16 protein-coding genes and 1 pseudogene are annotated in these 15662 nt (G+C 51.0%); 9 read left to right on the forward strand and 8 right to left on the reverse strand.

Features of this window, described 5'->3' with window-relative positions:
• Positions 1 to 96: 96 nt before the first annotated feature.
• A pseudogene (locus tag F3I20_RS06200) lies at positions 97 to 513 on the reverse strand (SDR family oxidoreductase); the annotation flags it as partial.
• Between the two features lie 99 nt (positions 514 to 612).
• On the opposite strand from F3I20_RS06200, the gene F3I20_RS06205 reads away from it, so the two are divergent.
• Complete coding sequence (locus tag F3I20_RS06205) at positions 613 to 1497, forward strand: LysR family transcriptional regulator (protein WP_150037454.1); 885 nt, start codon at positions 613 to 615, stop codon at positions 1495 to 1497.
• Positions 1498 to 1638: 141 nt separating this feature from the next.
• On the opposite strand, the gene F3I20_RS06210 is transcribed toward F3I20_RS06205, so the two are convergent.
• A complete protein-coding gene (locus F3I20_RS06210) occupies positions 1639 to 2655 on the reverse strand; it encodes a substrate-binding domain-containing protein (RefSeq protein WP_150037453.1) in 1017 nt (338 codons plus the stop codon).
• A 410-nt stretch (positions 2656 to 3065) separates the two neighbouring features.
• Here F3I20_RS06210 and F3I20_RS06215 point away from each other — a divergent pair, with 410 nt between their 5' ends.
• Positions 3066 to 3260, forward strand: coding sequence for a hypothetical protein (locus tag F3I20_RS06215; RefSeq protein WP_150015994.1), 195 nt, complete (start codon positions 3066 to 3068; stop codon positions 3258 to 3260).
• A gap of 670 nt (positions 3261 to 3930) precedes the next feature.
• Here the strand turns inward: F3I20_RS06215 and F3I20_RS06220 are convergent.
• Positions 3931 to 4764, reverse strand: coding sequence for an oxidoreductase (locus F3I20_RS06220; protein ID WP_150037452.1), 834 nt, complete (start codon positions 4762 to 4764; stop codon positions 3931 to 3933).
• A 104-nt stretch (positions 4765 to 4868) separates the two neighbouring features.
• Here F3I20_RS06220 and F3I20_RS06225 point away from each other — a divergent pair, with 104 nt between their 5' ends.
• Both F3I20_RS06225 and F3I20_RS06230 read left to right on the forward strand, forming a co-directional pair.
• Positions 4869 to 5789 (forward strand): AraC family transcriptional regulator, encoded by a 921-nt coding sequence (locus tag F3I20_RS06225; protein WP_150037451.1) that lies wholly within the window; start codon positions 4869 to 4871, stop codon positions 5787 to 5789.
• Between the two features lie 138 nt (positions 5790 to 5927).
• Positions 5928 to 6341, forward strand: a complete 414-nt coding sequence (locus F3I20_RS06230) for a hypothetical protein (RefSeq protein ID WP_150037450.1) — start codon at positions 5928 to 5930, stop codon at positions 6339 to 6341.
• A gap of 146 nt (positions 6342 to 6487) precedes the next feature.
• Here the strand turns inward: F3I20_RS06230 and F3I20_RS06235 are convergent, their stop codons facing one another.
• From F3I20_RS06235 to F3I20_RS06255, 5 genes are all read right to left on the reverse strand, one after another.
• On the reverse strand, positions 6488 to 6874 hold the full coding sequence (locus F3I20_RS06235; protein WP_150011785.1) for a Rid family hydrolase: 387 nt from the start codon (positions 6872 to 6874) through the stop codon (positions 6488 to 6490).
• 1045 nt (positions 6875 to 7919) lie between these two features.
• Positions 7920 to 8174: a biofilm/acid-resistance regulator YmgB/AriR gene (locus F3I20_RS06240; protein WP_150011761.1), complete on the reverse strand. Its 255-nt coding sequence runs from the start codon at positions 8172 to 8174 to the stop codon at positions 7920 to 7922.
• A gap of 161 nt (positions 8175 to 8335) precedes the next feature.
• On the reverse strand, positions 8336 to 8629 hold the full coding sequence (locus F3I20_RS06245) for a hypothetical protein (RefSeq protein WP_150037449.1): 294 nt from the start codon (positions 8627 to 8629) through the stop codon (positions 8336 to 8338).
• Between the two features lie 176 nt (positions 8630 to 8805).
• On the reverse strand, positions 8806 to 9051 hold the full coding sequence (gene ycgZ / locus F3I20_RS06250; protein ID WP_150011757.1) for a regulatory protein YcgZ: 246 nt from the start codon (positions 9049 to 9051) through the stop codon (positions 8806 to 8808).
• A gap of 247 nt (positions 9052 to 9298) precedes the next feature.
• Positions 9299 to 9592, reverse strand: coding sequence for a hypothetical protein (locus F3I20_RS06255; RefSeq protein WP_150011755.1), 294 nt, complete (start codon positions 9590 to 9592; stop codon positions 9299 to 9301).
• A gap of 459 nt (positions 9593 to 10051) precedes the next feature.
• Between F3I20_RS06255 and F3I20_RS06260 the strand changes: the two genes are divergently transcribed.
• The 5 genes from F3I20_RS06260 to F3I20_RS06280 all read left to right on the forward strand — a co-directional run bounded on the left by F3I20_RS06260 (position 10052) and on the right by F3I20_RS06280 (position 15609).
• Positions 10052 to 10966, forward strand: coding sequence for a metal ABC transporter substrate-binding protein (locus F3I20_RS06260; protein ID WP_150011753.1), 915 nt, complete (start codon positions 10052 to 10054; stop codon positions 10964 to 10966).
• Complete coding sequence (locus tag F3I20_RS06265; protein ID WP_150037448.1) at positions 10963 to 11778, forward strand: manganese/iron ABC transporter ATP-binding protein; 816 nt, start codon at positions 10963 to 10965, stop codon at positions 11776 to 11778. Before F3I20_RS06260 ends, F3I20_RS06265 begins: the two co-directional genes overlap by 4 nt.
• A gap of 2 nt (positions 11779 to 11780) precedes the next feature.
• Positions 11781 to 12641 (forward strand): iron/manganese ABC transporter permease subunit SitC, encoded by an 861-nt coding sequence (sitC, locus tag F3I20_RS06270; protein ID WP_150011749.1) that lies wholly within the window; start codon positions 11781 to 11783, stop codon positions 12639 to 12641.
• The gene (locus F3I20_RS06275; protein ID WP_150011747.1) at positions 12641 to 13510 is read left to right on the forward strand and encodes a metal ABC transporter permease; all 870 of its coding nucleotides are present in this window, start codon (positions 12641 to 12643) and stop codon (positions 13508 to 13510) included. The genes sitC and F3I20_RS06275 overlap by 1 nt, the downstream gene beginning before the upstream one ends.
• A 554-nt stretch (positions 13511 to 14064) precedes the next feature.
• On the forward strand, positions 14065 to 15609 hold the full coding sequence (locus tag F3I20_RS06280; protein ID WP_150037447.1) for a methyl-accepting chemotaxis protein: 1545 nt from the start codon (positions 14065 to 14067) through the stop codon (positions 15607 to 15609).
• The last annotated feature ends 53 nt before the right edge of the window (positions 15610 to 15662 follow it).

Below are 15662 nucleotides of genomic sequence, written 5' to 3' on the forward strand. Positions count from 1 at the left end.
AAGATTCGGCTAAGTTCGAAAATGTGTACTGATAAGTTTCTGTCCAACCAGTTAAATTCGGCGCTCCTGGACGATATTTATTGAATTTTAATTTCCTGAAATCACATTGATGATGTGTCCGCGCTGATGGCCCAGCATGGTCGGCAGCACCGCCGCGATGCCATAGAGAACCCCTTTGATGCTTACATCGATCATCTGATCCCACTCTTCGACTCTGAGCGAAGCCAACGGTGACAGCGGCATAATCCCGGCATTATTGATCATCACATCAACCTGTCCCCACTTCTCCAGCGCAAACGCCACAAACTGCGCCACATCTTCTCGGCGCGTAACGTCCAGCGCTTTGATCGCCACCTCAGAGCCATTAAACCGCAGCTCTTCAGCCAGCGCGGCCAGACGGCTTTCCCGCCGCGCGCCCAGTAACAGAATGGCATCGGTTTTTGCCAGTTCACGTGCGATGCCTGCACCGATACCGCTTGAGGCACCGGTAATTAAAATCACTTTCTGCGTCATTTTGTCTCTCCAGTCAGGTTGTCACTGGCGATCATACGGCGGCTGGATTATAAAGATAATCCACCTGACGCTTTACAGACTGGTAACCAAATCTGACCAATGAATGCGGACAAGAATGCCCTCGAAGTTTTTGTGATTGTGGCGCAGACCCGAAATTTCCGGCTGGCAGCGGAACAGCTAGGCGTGACCCGTCCGGCGATCAGCCAGAGTCTGCGGCGTCTGGAAGACCGGCTCAACATCACGCTGATGCAGCGCACCACGCGTTCGGTTCAGCTGACAGAAGCCGGACAGCGGCTCTATGTGGAGGTGGCTCCGGCGATCAACCAGCTTAACCGCGCCGTCACAGATATTGCCGAGCTGGCGGCCGAGCCGCGTGGTCAGCTGCGTCTGGCGATCTCCTCGATTGCTGAGCGGATGCTGGGAGGCGAACTGCTGGCGAGCTTTATCACCGCTTACCCGCAGGTCGAGCTGGATATCACTGTGACCGATGACGAGTTTGATATTGTCGGGCAGGGCTATGACGCAGGCGTGCGGCTGGGAGAAGTGATCGCGCAGGATATGATTGCGGTGCCGGTCTCCACTGCGCAGCGTCAGGTGGCAGTAGCATCGCCCTTTTATCTGGCGCGTGCAGGCACGCCGCAACATCCCGAAGAGCTGGTCAGCCATCGCTGCATAGGCTGGCGTAAAGGGCCAGGCCTGGCACCTTATCGCTGGGAGTTTGCTGAGCAGGGACGGGAATTTGATGTCGCCGTTAATCCGCAGCTCACGACCAATGATATGGGCGTGATGATCCGCACCGCCTGTGCCGGGGGCGGCATCAGCTTTGGCATGGAGGAGACCTTTCAGCCTTACATTGCACGCGGCGAACTGGTGACGGTACTTGATGAGTGGTTACCCACCTTTGCGGGGTTCTACCTCTATTTTCCCAGCCGTAAAAATCTGGCCCCTAAACTCAGGGCGTTGATCGATCACGTCAGGCTGTGAAGAGGGCAGAAATGTCTGTTCATCAGCGCTGAAATTGCCGGACGCTGACCGGCTCCAGCCCGTCAAACGCTGAGCCATTCAGAGACCCCGCAATTGCAATATATGTCATGACGTTAAGCGGGGTTAAGGCGTGTCAGTGCTTCAGGCTGTCATGTTGTATCGGGTGATGATATTGATTTTAGAGTAGGGCACAGGCGGGTCGGACGCGGGCAGGAAACCGTGGAACTCCAGCAGCGTTCTGAAGGCGTGCAATGCGTCTAGCTGTAAATTGTGCTCGATCAGCGCATCAATTTTTCCGGCCTGCAGCAGGGCACAATTCTCCTGGTCGAGATCGTGACCGATACAGGCGTTCACATGCCGTTTTTGTTCGGCAAATGCGCGCAGGATGCCGGGATTGCCGCCGCCGACCGTATAGACCGCATCCGTGTCCGGATGGCTCTGCAAAAATTGCGTCATCGACTGATACATCCGTGCATCGATGCCATACCCGCCCGCGACCACGCTCACCTGATGCTGAGGTGCAAACTGCTGCATAGCACGCTCAAAACCCTGGATTCTCTCCTGTTCACCCATGAAATCGCGACTGCCGGTCACCGCCACAATATGTGAACGGCTGACCCGCAGCCATTTTGACATCAGAAAAGCCGCCACCTTACCGGCATCAAAGTTATCCATGCCGATATAGCGCAGGCGCGCGCTGTCGGGTAAATCGCTCATCATGGTGACCACCGGAACGCGTTGTTTCAGGAGCGACTCAATAGTGGGATTCAGCTCATCGGAGCAGGCCGCTTTCAGAATGACACCGTGACTGTGAAGCGCCTTTTTGTTCAGCAGCACATTAATAGCTTCCGCCGTGAGATTCGCGCCAAAGTGGAAACGCAGCTGAAGTCTGAAAGCCGAAAAGCTGGCGATCTGACTGCTGAGCGCTTCACGTATCAGTGGCTGAAAGCGGTCAGGGGTATGCATGATGACGTCGAAGTAGATCGTTCTGCCTTTGGCGAGCCCGGCTTTTTGCATCAGTTCCAGGTCCGCTATCGCCTGCTGAATCCGATGCTGAGTGCGCGCATGAACGTTGCCACGCTGATGCAGGGCACGATCAATAGTGGCAAGGCTAAGCCCCGACTGGGCAGCGATCTGTTTGAGGGTGAACTTAGCCATGCAGGACTCGCGACAGCAGAGGATAACCAGAGTTTTATCATAATACTGGCTGACAACTGTGGTTCAACAGAAATACGCTGTTCAGAGCAGGGCAGATGACAGCGAAAAATGCGGTACCGGGGACAGGCATAACAGATTGTATAAACCTGAAACTCAGTGTTACGCTCAAACGATATAATTAATCGACCCACTTCCGGTATTGGTAAAGTCAGATTCAGGCAGTGATGACACTCTTTTGACTATTTACTGGCAAAAGCACACTGCTGGCTTAAATAATCTCAGAGCAAGCTTTGAATTGGATAATTTATAACCTGGTTGCCGCTTCGCTTATATTTCCGATGAAATGGCTTTTTTGTTTTTTGACCCCCGATAATGTTAGACTGTATATGCATACACCATCGGGAGGTCGTGTGAAGTACGATAACGAAAAAGAGATCCGTGCGCTGGTTGGCGCGGTCGTCAGTGATTTGATCAAGGCGGGAGAGCCTGTTCATTTTCACGACATTACGGACGCTCTGTTTCGCCTGAGCGAAGAGACGCGTGACAGTAAACTGAAAGCATTGTGCCATGAAGCGATTGGCTTTTTTACGCGCAAAATGCATTAAGGTTGATGGCACCGATGTCGGGTGCCATCCAGAACCTTCCCCTACAGCCATAACTCCGCAGTACCGCCTTAACTGAGAATAAGACGCAGTAACCAGACCTCAAAAATATTCCAGCTGAAGAGTTTTAATATCAGTTTTGTTATATTTCTGTTTTTTTTAATTTAGTCAGAATTACCTTTTTTTAGCCTGAAATGACAACGCAGTTATTAACTTCATCGGCCAGAATCTTTATTCAGAATAAATGCTTCGTGAGATTTTAATCTAAGGTATTAATGGAAATATCTGCAATATCAGCGGGCTGAGGCAGCGTTTTCTTCTGCTTCAGTTGTTGCTTATACTGTTCTGACTATGTTTGATTTGAGAAATGATTATGCACGGCTGAATATCCTGCGTTACCGGCCAGACGACGTTCCAGTGCCAGCACAGAATTTTCCATCGCTTCTGCCAGGTTCGTCACTCCATTTCACACGGGTAACACAACGAGATCAGCTGGCTGCGACATTCCGGTGGATGCGGCAGCCAGCTGAGAACCCATTAATGTCCGTTCAGGTGGCGCACAGACTCTTCACCTGAATCGGTCCCCTTATCCTGTGCGGAACGCCAGAAATGATGGCCGTTTATGTCACCGGCCATCATCGTTCAGGCATTTACGCTCTGTTTCAGCAACGGCTCAGCCATCGGTTGAACGTGTGAGATGCTCCCACCGATCGATTTCCAGACTCATTGCCGCAAGTTTTTGCCGTACCAGACTCAGGGCATCACTGCCTAACAACAGATGCGCGGGTGGATTCGGGCTTTCCAGCAATGCCAGCATAGCCTGAGCAGCCTTTACGGGATTGCCGGGTTGTTTCCCGCTTTTTTCCACGCGGGCCTGACGAATGGGCCCGAACAGGGTGTCATAATCCGGAATAGTGCGGGCGCTGCGCACCATTGAACGTCCCGCCCAGTCGGTGCGGAATGAGCCGGGTGCCACGGCGGTGACGTGTATGCCGAACGGAGCCAGCTCTTTGCCCAGCGTTTCTGAAATACCCTCCAGCGCAAACTTGCTGCCGCAGTAGTAGCTGATGCCGGGCAGGGTAATAAATCCACCCATCGAGGTAATATTGATGATGTGCCCTCGACGGCGCTCACGCATACCCGGCAGGACCGCTTTCATCATGGCCACTGCGCCAAAAACATTCACATCAAACTGGTGGCGCATTTCTGCCAGGGAGGATTCTTCCATAATGCCCTCATGGCCGTAACCTGCGTTATTCACCAGCACATCTATCTGACCGACTGTGAACTCAATCTCCCTGACAACTTCATCAATATGCGCAAAGTCCGTGACATCCAGCAGGCGGCCCACGGCACGCTGTGCATCAAGCGCCTCAAAAGCCTGCAGTGCTTCGCGATTACGCACGGTACCGATAACCCGATGCCCGGCATGGAGGGCTTCACGCGCCAGTGCCAGACCAAAGCCACTGCTGACGCCAGTAATTAAGATTGTTTTAAAAGATGACATAAATGAACTCCCATGATCCGTAGAGATTGCATGGTATTCTCAATACTGTTGTGTTTTCAGACCCTATCTTCTCGTTTTCTTGCCTGATCTTATGAGGTGCCGTAATGACCGGAATGATTGCCCTGATCAAAACCCTGGCACCGCATGAGGGGTACAACCTTACGGCCTTGCCTGGTGTGCGAATTCTGCGCGCCGACCGTCCTCTTGCCAGAACACCCGTGCTTTATGATCCGGGTATTGTGATTGTTTGTCAGGGCAGCAAACGGGGTTACTTTGGCCAGCAGACCTACTTATATGATGAACAGCACTACCTCGCGGTCTCCGTTCCTGTGCCATTTACTATGGAAACTGACGCGTCCGTAGATCATCCTCTGCTGGCTATTTACATGCATCTGGATTTTCAGCTTGCCGCTGAACTCATCCTGCAGATCGATCAGCATCATGCTTCACACCCTCCCGCCGCGCCGCAGAGTATGATGTCAAGCCAGATGGACGACGCGGTTAAGAGCGCTGTGCTGGGTTTGCTTGAGGCCCTGAACAGTCCGCTTGAAACCACGATACTCGGAGATGCACGACTGCGTGAACTCTACTTTCGTGTACTCACGGGCGAACAGGGCAACGCCATGCGTGCCGCGCTGGCCATGCAGGGGCAGTTCAGCAAAATTGGCAGGGTCGTTAAGCATATCCACGCCACGTATGCAGAGCCGTTGACCCTGACTCAGCTGGCAGGGGAAGCGGGCATGAGCGTCCCGACCTTTCATCTTCACTTCAAAGCCATTATCAGGATGCCGCCGATGCAGTATGTGAAATCGGTACGCCTGCATCAGGCGCGCATGCTGATGGTACGCCAGCAAATGACCGCTGCCGCGGCAGGCTACGCTGTGGGTTATGAAAGCTCCTCGCAGTTTAATCGTGAATTTAAACGTCTGTTTGGCCTGCCCCCGGCTGAGGAAATAAAGCGTATGCAGCGTCACTTCTCTGTTCCGCCTGTGCAGCAAACGCCGGTATTTGTATCATCACATTAGTCAGGAGAGTGGAATCTGAGGCCATTTTTGGGATAACAAAACGAAAATCCGCTTTGCGCCAGATGTGAGCATAACGATTCCAGGCATCTGATTTTCATCTATTGTTAAAAGTCAAAGTCTGGTGAGAGGGTGTGAAAATTGAGCCGCGATATTGGTGTTTATATAGTTAAAGAAAAATTACCACCGACTGATGTTCTCAGAGATGTCATCATCCGGGCCGGATTCCCGTGCGTACTGGATGATGAATTTGATCCTCTGACGTTCAACGGCTTTCTACTCTGTCCTGTCAATGGGGCTCCTTCAGGCTTCACTTATTTCTCACGCGAGTTAGATGAGAATGAACTTAAAGAGTTAAATGCCGACTTCGTACCGGACTTAGTGATTGTGTTATCCGCGGGGAGATATGGATCTGAATGGATTTCTGCAGCAGCAACAGCGGGCAGTCTCGCGAGTTTTACTGAAGGGCTATTAGTAGATTATTTAACTGGCAGTCAGTTTTTTGCTAACGATGCAGTTAAATGGGCTAAATCTCAGATGCCGATTCGGCAATGATAACCCGGGGAAGCAAGTGATGATTACCCGGGTTATAACAATGCAAAATCTCTTTCTATGTCAGGCTGATTGGTCAGAAACAGGAGTTGACAGAGCCTGCTTTTCGCTTCTGGCGGACCTCATCTACATGGCGGGACTTATGACGTTCATGCCCTTTTCGCCACAATCCGCATTTCCACCAGTGCATTTTCCGGGATGAACTCGGACACGCCTATAGCAGACCATGCCGGATAGGGCGCTTTTATATATTCATCCTTTACATTAGAAAACAGCGCGCTATGTTTTTTCAGGTCAATATGAAACGTCGTCATCTCAAGAATGTTTTCATAGTCTAAACCGGCGGCTTTTAAATAAACGCCCAGCTTATAAAAGGCATCGTGAAATTGTTCCTCTGGATCCTTACTGATAGGTTTATCCTTTCGCGCTGCAGTTACGCCTGACAGATACACCGTGCCATCAGCATCGATGACGGGAGAGAAGTGCCAGTCATCGAAATAATGCTGAAAGTCTTCAGGAACGATCGATTTTATCATGATTACCTCAGGTTGATGATTTCGTCCTATGCCGGTGCTATTCAGCGCCTTCATAACCCGTAAAGCGCCGCTGGCTTACTGGTTTTCTTCTCTTATTTGTCTACCTTAATCTAAACGTACCGCCAGAACTTCTCCTTTTGCGCCTGGAGCACTAGCTGACTAAAGTCATTCAGACTAAACAGAAGATAAGGCAGAGCGGAAAAGTTTTTCTGACGCTCAGGAAGCAGTTGAAAAGAATGAGATTCTTATCGACTATGTTCAGATGACATTCGGGAATGGTATCTGCTTAGTCTCCGTCACTCAGCGACACGATGAGTCAGCTTCCGGGAAACTCTTTGCCATGCCTGACTTTACCAAAGACAGTGTTGATTTCAGCCAGAAGTGATTTCTGGCCTGTTAGAAGCCTGTAAATAATATCAGGCGCATTCGCGCGGGGCTTAATGAATCCATAAAACCTGCACGCCAATAAAAACAGGCTCAGATTAAACAATATTATCAGTCCACTACGAAACAGACTGCAGCGGCATCGAGAAGTTTAGCGTGTGAAAGGTGATACAGGAAGACGATAGTTAATATCAGGGCGACGGTAAGTCAGCTGCATGTTTATACTGTTGCTAACGAGCGCCAGTTGCAGCTTTATATTTAACAGTGTGATACAGGGTGTTATATCTTTAACATACAGCAAGTGATGAGAAAAATAGTATTGCAGGCTAAACATAAAAAATACCGACCACCCCTGACGCAAGATCGATGGCGAATCCTGCACAATATAATGTGCAGGATGCGGAGTGATTAACTTTGTAATTTATCACACAGCAGAGTAATACGAGCGTCTTTGGGAAATGAGAGGGGGATTTTGCTCAAAAAAGCATAACTACACCAGCCTGTATAGGGTCGTTACGGCCAGCTAAACGATTTGCAACTACGGTCGGGCTTTTTATACATAGCGGGTGGGTTTGTTAAAGTTCTTCGTCTAAAATTGCCTCAAAAGCAGAGTGTTAATCTCACTGAGCCTGCGTCATCGCCGACAACGCAGGCGAGGTCATCAGATGTCGGTATCGTCAGGTGTACGGCCTACTACAATTTCCAGCGTTCTGCGCAACACATCCAGTCTGATCACGTCGGAAGTACATTCCAGTTCGGCAATCAGGTAAAGAATTATCGCTTTGTTGGTCACCCGTCCATGATCAGCCACGATGTCACGAATTACTGCGCCCAGCAGTTCTGTTTCCGGTGCCAGCAAATCGCCTTCACTACGAAAATAGTCAATGATGGATAAATCTGATGAAGAGTGTTGCATGATTTTTCTTTCTCTGAGGAAAATTCGTTATACGCAATGGGTGACGTCAAAACGAGTGTAGACGTTGTTTTCGTTTTGCCCAGCCAGCCAATAAAATTTCACTTAAAGGCTGCCGCTTCGCTTATCGTTAGCCGTGTGTAACAGGCACGCAATACCCTTTATCAGTGCTTTTTAGACCCATCTGGTGGACCATCGCTGTTCATACGATGCGTCGTCTTATCACGTTCAGCACCATCACCCTGCACACGTTTACGCGCGGTGACCATGCCGTTTCGAACTTCAATGATGGCTTTGCGAATCACAGACACTTTAGTGTCGTCATCGGCATTAGCAGCCATGAGTTCAAGTTGTGCGATTAAGGCGTTACTCGACACCGGTTTGTCTGACTTAAGTAATGTCAGGACGGCTTCACCGATCATGACATCTGTCAGTTTCTCATCTTCACTTCTGTACATACTTGCTTCTCTGATTACGAATCAATGGCCATGCTGCGGGTCCGTATACGTCAGCGGGTGCAACGTAGTGCACCAGATACGGCAAGGCAGTACCGGGCTTCGTTCCTGTGGGTAAATCTTCCTGATGTTAGCTAAGAGCAGGCCTCGTGAATACTCTCTGAAGCCGTGAGCGAGCATTAATCTTCACGACGGAAAAGCATCGCGATTAATTCATGCAGATGGCTCTCTTCTTCTGGTGTCGCAGCCAGTTCAAGGCGGCGCAACAGTTTACTGCAAATTGCTTTACGGCTAAGGCTATGACCTGCGCGCAGAATTTCAACCACAACCGAACCCAGTGTTTCCTGTTGAGAAGGTGAGCTGGCCTGATTGAAGTAACGGGCAATATCGCTGATCGTTGCCGGGGCTTGTCCGTTCTGACGCATGTTTATTTCCTCAGATGGTGAAAGTGTATAACATTAATGGTGCGCAAGTTATACATCTTTTCAAAACTTGTACAGAATTTTGGATTTTTGGAATAATTTTTTTTGTGCAAAAAGTGCTATAGCTTTAAAAACAGGGTGTTACGAGGAGGTGGTGGAGCGGAGAAAATTGTACCATTATCTTGTACAGGAACAAGCCCTCCGGTGTTCCGACCTGATTATTCAGGCCGGCAGAAGGTAAGCAGTCAGGTTAACGCTTGAAGAGAATATCGTCAGCTGAGGCGCTGGTGGCCGGTTCGATACCCACATTTCTGGATAACCAGGTTGACGGACCCGTGGTACGTGAACCAATTGTTTTAAATCCCGTCAGCCATTGACGTGCAGTTTGCATCTGCTCAAGGCGATACTCATTCACTTCTGAGTCAGCCATAACCTGCAATTCTTTAATCAGCAGTTCAACGTTCACTTCCTGACCAGCATTAAACAGGTTCATTGCAGCTTCGCCAATGATGACATTCGCTTTTTCGTCGCTGGAAAAATACAAAATATCCTCCTGGTTGATTGCGGTAAGTAACATTAACTGTAGCAAAAAAATTCACCGGGCTTAATTAATTCGGCCTATCAATAAGATAATTTTAATTGTGAAATTGCAGCGCCTGTTATGAGAGTGTCATCCGGTAATGCAACGTCCTTTTGTCAGTGGCAAAGCGTAGATAAACCCTTTTCTTCATATCAGTCACCCCTTTCCCACTGTGTGTTACTGAAGCAGGCGGTAGCGAAATCCGCCTGTCGCGAAACCATAAACCTGTTCAATGCCACGCATCATCAAAAATAATCTTAATTATATCATAGGTTAATCGGGCAGATTTACAAAAGCTGACATCTGGGCCTGAATGCTGAAGAAACTTCACATCTCCCTGCTGGTCGAGAGATATAGCCTGTGCTATAAAAAATAGCCTATGCTAATTGTGTTCTGTTTTTAATCATCTCTGGAGCCCGCCCAATGGTCCCGATAAAAAAGATCACCACGCTGTTATTGAGTGCGCTGCTCACAACCCTGATGGTAAGCAGCAGCTATGCAGCAGAAAAATTTAAGATAGTGACGACGTTTACGGTAATAGCTGACATGGCTGAGAACGTGGCTGGCGATGCCGCGGAGGTCACCTCTATTACTAAGCCCGGTGCTGAAATACACGAATATCAGCCCACGCCCGGCGACATCAGGCGGGCGCAGGGTGCGCAGTTAATTATGGCGAACGGGCTTAATCTCGAACGCTGGTTTCAGCGCTTTTATCAGCATCTGGACGGCGTCCCGGAAGTGGTCGTTTCTGCTGGTGTCACGCCGATGGGTATTGGCGAAGGGCCTTATAACGGTAAACCGAATCCCCATGCCTGGATGTCACCGGACAATGCGCTGATCTATGTCGATAACATCCGCGATGCGCTGGTGAAATATGACCCGGTGAACGCAGAGACCTACCGTCAGAACGCTGCCGCTTATAAGCAAAAAATTACCGCTGCACTGGATCCGCTGCGCCAGCAGATTGCCGCTATTCCCGAGCAGAAACGCTGGATGGTGACCAGTGAAGGTGCGTTCTCCTATCTGGCGCGTGACCTGGGCATGAAAGAGCTCTACCTGTGGCCGATCAATGCTGACCAGCAGGGTACGCCGCAGCAGGTGAGAAAGGTGATTGACCTGGTGAAAAAAAATGCCATTCCGGCGGTGTTCAGTGAAAGCACCGTATCAGATAAGCCCGCCCGCCAGGTCGCCCGGGAAACCGGTGCCCATTACGGTGGTGTGCTTTACGTCGACTCCTTAAGTAACGCGCAGGGACCGGTGCCAACCTATCTTGATCTGCTCAAAGTCACGACTGAGACACTGGTGCAGGGCATTAAAGCGGGAGAGAAAGCGCAATGACAGACACCATTGTGGTTTCAGGCGTCACGGTAACCTATCGCAACGGACATACTGCGCTACATGATGCCAGCTTCAGCGTGCCGGGCGGATCGATCGCCGCGCTGGTGGGCGTTAATGGCTCCGGCAAGTCAACCCTGTTCAAAGCGCTAATGGGATTTGTGCGGCTCGCCAGCGGCAGCATCTCGGTGCTGGGGATGCCGACCCGCCAGGCGCTGCGCCAGAGTCTGGTCGCCTATGTGCCACAGTCGGAAGAGGTGGACTGGTCATTTCCGGTGCTGGTGGAGGATGTGGTGATGATGGGGCGCTACGGTCATATGGGTCTGCTGCGCAGGCCAAAGCCGCATGACCAGCAGATTGTCAGTGAGGCACTCGCGCGGGTCGATATGCTGGATTATCGCCATCGTCAGATCGGCGAACTCTCTGGCGGCCAGAAGAAGAGGGTATTTCTGGCACGCGCGATTGCGCAGCAGGGTAGCGTAATCCTGCTGGATGAACCCTTTACGGGCGTAGATGTGCAGACCGAGGCCCGAATCATCAGCCTGCTGGGGGAACTGCGCGATGAAGGTAAAACCATGCTGGTTTCCACCCATAATCTGGGCTCGGTTACGGAATTCTGCGATTACACCGTGATGGTAAAAGGCACGGTTCTGGCCAGCGGCCCGACCCGGACCACTTTTACCACCGCTAATCTTGAGCGCGCGTTTAGCGGGGTATTGCGTCATGTGATGGTGAAGGGGCTGGACGATCAGATCATCACCGATGATGAACGCCCCTTTATTGCACCTCATGCCGCACGGGAAGAGGGGAGCTGAACATGGCGCTGTTACTGGAACCTTTTGGTTATCACTACATGCTTAACGCGATGTGGGTTTCCGCGATGGTAGGCGGACTCTGCGCGTTTCTCTCCTGCTATCTGATGCTCAAGGGCTGGTCGCTGATAGGTGACGCGCTGTCACACTCTATTGTTCCTGGCGTAGCGGGCGCTTATATGCTGGGACTGCCGTTTGCGCTGGGGGCATTTCTCTCCGGCGGGCTGGCAGCGGGCAGTATGCTGTTACTTAATCAGCGCACCCGTTTAAAAGAAGATGCGATTATTGGCCTGATATTTTCCTCTTTCTTTGGTCTGGGTCTGTTTATGGTGTCGCTCAATCCGACTGCCGTGAACATACAGACCATTGTGCTGGGCAACATACTGGCGATTGCACCAGCCGATATTCTCCAGCTGGCGCTGATTGGCGGGCTGTCGATTATCATTCTGCTGTTTAAGTGGAAAGATCTGATGGTCACCTTCTTCGATGAGAACCACGCACGCGCCATTGGTCTGCGGCCTGAACGGCTGAAAATCCTCTTCTTTACTCTGCTCGCAGTTTCAACCGTAGCGGCGCTGCAAACTGTTGGCGCGTTTCTGGTGATCTGTCTGGTGGTGACGCCCGGCGCGACCGCCTGGCTTCTCACCGATCGCTTTCCGCGTCTGCTGATGATTGCTGTCGCGATTGGCAGCATCACCAGTTTTCTGGGTGCCTGGGCGAGTTACTACCTGGATGGCGCAACGGGCGGCATTATCGTGGTGGCGCAGACGCTGCTGTTCCTGCTGGCATTTGTTTTTGCACCGAAACATGGTCTGCTGGCTAACCGGCGTCGTGGCCGCCATCACCCTGAAAAGGAGCCTGGCTGATGTGGATACTGGAACCGTTTCAGTTTGCATTTATTAACAGCGCACTGCTAATCGCGCTGGTCGTGGCGATTCCCTGTGCGCTGCTGTCGGTATTTCTGGTGCTGAAAGGCTGGGCGCTGATGGGCGATGCCATGAGCCATGCGGTTTTCCCGGGCATCGTGCTTGCGTGGATGGCGGGACTGCCGCTGGCGGTGGGCGCGTTTGTTGCAGGGCTGTTCTGTGCCGTCGCCAGTGGTTTTTTGCAGGACAACAGCCGTATTAAGCAGGACACCGTGCTGGGCATTGTCTTCTCCGGCATGTTTGCGGTGGGGCTAATCCTCTACATCGCCGTGAAGCCCGAAGTGCACCTCGATCATATTCTGTTTGGTGACATGCTTGGCATAACCGGCGCAGATATCATTCAGACAGCGATTATCGCATTGATCATCGTTATGGTGATTGTTGTGAAGTGGCGTGATTTTATGCTGTTCAGCTTCGATCCTCAGCAGGCGCAGGTCTCTGGCTTACCCGCCCGTCTGCTGCATTACGGGCTGCTCTGCATGGTCTCGCTGACCATTGTAGCGACGCTAAAGGCGGTGGGGATAATCCTGTCAATTTCCCTGCTGATTGCGCCCGGCGCAATTGCGGTGCTGCTCACTCGTCGTTTTTCACATGCGCTGCTGGCGGCGGTTGTTGTGGCGGTGATCGTGTCACTGAGCGGCGTGTATCTTTCGTTCTTTATCGACAGTGCGCCTGCGCCGACGATTGTGGTGTTGTTTGCAGTGGTCTTTATTGTAGCCATGATCATTGCGGGGCGGAAAACCCGGCAGCTGGAACGGTTGAAACATCGTTATAACGAAAAGAGCGTCTGCGTTGATAAAAAATCCTGATGCAATAATAGGGCGTGATGAAATTCAGATTTCAGAGTGGATAGCGTCTCGTCACACTTCTTCTCATGCCTGAAAGTTGATGTTTGAAATGGCGAAAGATTCATCTTGTCGGGTCTGGCAGTGATATCCGCTCTGTGCCCGGAGCGGATAATTTAATCACTCAGTAATTATTAATGGTGGTATCAGCACAGATTCAGAGAGTTATGCGAAAAAACTAAAATAGCGCACTCCCTTAGAAATTTATGATTCCGGCAATGTATGTAGCCGGTTGAACAAAAAACACGCTTAGAAATAATTTGTATCAGAAATGTTTTTTAACACTAATTAATTTACTGAATTTTATCATTTTAAGTGTTTATTATCATATAGTTATATTTTTATTCAGACGTCATTCTCTCTTTCTCATCTCGTCGTTTTTCCCTCATCGTCTATATATCTTTCCTGTCGCGCCGTTATTAATGGCGCGGCCAGATAAAGTTTTCATGGTTTTTTATTCAACCTCACTTCTTAACACCAGAGCAACATAGCAATCTCAAAAATATAACGGAAATAATATGAAAATAGCCACGCGTCTTGTCGCAGGGTATAGCCTGCTGATCATTCTTTTTCTTCTCTGCACCGGGACGGCACTTCAAGCACTCAGGCAGGCCAGGGACGATATGGAAAACGCAGTAAATAACAAAATTTACCGCTATGAACTGATTCAGAACATGCGAAATGCGGCCAGAGACATGGCGATCGCAGTCAGGAATATTGCATTACTGAATGAACAGAATGACAGACAGCCTGAATGGAACAGGATGGTCGCTCAGAAAGCCATCTACATTCAGAACAGGGACAAACTGACTGCCAGTATGTCGCAAAACGTCTCAGCGGAAGGTAAACGTGCGCTGGAGAATCTGACCTCGACGGATGAATCCGCACTGAGTTTACTCATGACGGCGGGCAGGAAAGCGATGGCGGCGCCTCAGTCCGAAACCGTTGATTACCTGCTAAAAACCGTAAGGCCAGGTCAGCGAACAATGCTGAATGCCCTCGATCGGCTTTCGACTATTCAGATGCAGGTAAGCAGGAAAACCGTTCTGGATGCCAGGGCGGCCGCTGCGCAAACGGCTACGCTGATGTCGGTGATGGTATTGATTTCTTTCCTCGTCGCTATCGCAGCCTGTTACTCCATCATTCGTATGCTCATGCGTCAGCTGGGCGGAGAGCCTGCACAGGCACAGGCGCTGGCCGCGGCAATTGCGTCGGGTAATCTGACATCGCCTGTCCTGTTACGGCACAACGATACCTCCAGCCTGCTGGCCTCGCTGGATGTTATGCAGGTCAACCTGCGCAGCATGGTAGCGAATATCAGGGATAGATCGGCATCCGTTGCACTGGCCGCGGATGAAATCTCGCAGGGGAATACAGAACTCTCATCCCGAACCGAACAGCAGGCCGCTGCCCTGCAGGAAACGGCAGCAAGCATGGAACAGCTCACCGCTACCGTAAAAAGCAATGCAAGCGGGGCACATGAGACCGCCAACTCAGCCCGTGAAACCGCGCGCCTTACCCACGCCGGGGAAGCGGATGTCAAGCGTATGGCAGAGACGATGCAAGCCATATCAATGAGCGCGACTAAAGTCCGGGACATTACCTCCGTGATTGAAAGTATTGCGTTTCAGACTAACATTCTGGCGCTGAATGCAGCCGTTGAGGCTGCACGAGCAGGAGAAGAAGGACGCGGCTTTGCTGTAGTCGCGGGTGAGGTCAGGACACTGGCGCAGCGCAGTGCTTCTTCCGCCCGGGATATAAAACTGCTGATCGAAGAAGCGGTAACGCAGGTGGAAAGCGGCGTCATGGTCGCCTCGTCAACCGGTGACAGCATGATGAAAATTGTTGGCATGGTGAATGAACTGGCTGTGTCGATGGATGCGATTTCCCTTGCCTCATCAGAGCAGATGCAGGGCATATCTCAGATCAGTGTCGCCGTGACGCAGATGGACGGCGTGACACAGAATAACGCCGCACTGGTGGAAGAATCGTCTTCAGCCTCTCAGTCGCTCTCTGAACAGGCGCACGCGCTGCGCGGCATGGTGGCCGCATTTCAGGTGTGATGATCTCTGTTGATAGCGTTCATCTGCTGAAGCTGCCGCCGGTATCCCCACCT

It is taken from the genome of Candidatus Pantoea gossypiicola (assembly GCF_008632075.1).
Classification (GTDB): Bacteria; Pseudomonadota; Gammaproteobacteria; order Enterobacterales; family Enterobacteriaceae; genus Pantoea; species Pantoea gossypiicola.

Excerpts from the sequence above, each read along its gene's own strand:
- F3I20_RS06205 (WP_150037454.1), top strand. The coding sequence starts at position 613 with ATGAATGCGGACAAGAATGCCCTCGAAGTTTTTGTGATTGTGGCGCAG.
- F3I20_RS06210 (WP_150037453.1), bottom strand. The coding sequence starts at position 2,655 with ATGGCTAAGTTCACCCTCAAACAGATCGCTGCCCAGTCGGGGCTTAGC.
- F3I20_RS06220 (WP_150037452.1), bottom strand. The coding sequence starts at position 4,764 with ATGTCATCTTTTAAAACAATCTTAATTACTGGCGTCAGCAGTGGCTTT.
- F3I20_RS06225 (WP_150037451.1), top strand. The coding sequence starts at position 4,869 with ATGACCGGAATGATTGCCCTGATCAAAACCCTGGCACCGCATGAGGGG.
- F3I20_RS06235 (WP_150011785.1), bottom strand. The coding sequence starts at position 6,874 with ATGATAAAATCGATCGTTCCTGAAGACTTTCAGCATTATTTCGATGAC.
- F3I20_RS06240 (WP_150011761.1), bottom strand. The coding sequence starts at position 8,174 with ATGCAACACTCTTCATCAGATTTATCCATCATTGACTATTTTCGTAGT.
- F3I20_RS06245 (WP_150037449.1), bottom strand. The coding sequence starts at position 8,629 with ATGTACAGAAGTGAAGATGAGAAACTGACAGATGTCATGATCGGTGAA.
- ycgZ (WP_150011757.1), bottom strand. The coding sequence starts at position 9,051 with ATGCGTCAGAACGGACAAGCCCCGGCAACGATCAGCGATATTGCCCGT.
- F3I20_RS06260 (WP_150011753.1), top strand. The coding sequence starts at position 10,052 with ATGGTCCCGATAAAAAAGATCACCACGCTGTTATTGAGTGCGCTGCTC.
- F3I20_RS06265 (WP_150037448.1), top strand. The coding sequence starts at position 10,963 with ATGACAGACACCATTGTGGTTTCAGGCGTCACGGTAACCTATCGCAAC.
- sitC (WP_150011749.1), top strand. The coding sequence starts at position 11,781 with ATGGCGCTGTTACTGGAACCTTTTGGTTATCACTACATGCTTAACGCG.
- F3I20_RS06275 (WP_150011747.1), top strand. The coding sequence starts at position 12,641 with ATGTGGATACTGGAACCGTTTCAGTTTGCATTTATTAACAGCGCACTG.
- F3I20_RS06280 (WP_150037447.1), top strand. The coding sequence starts at position 14,065 with ATGAAAATAGCCACGCGTCTTGTCGCAGGGTATAGCCTGCTGATCATT.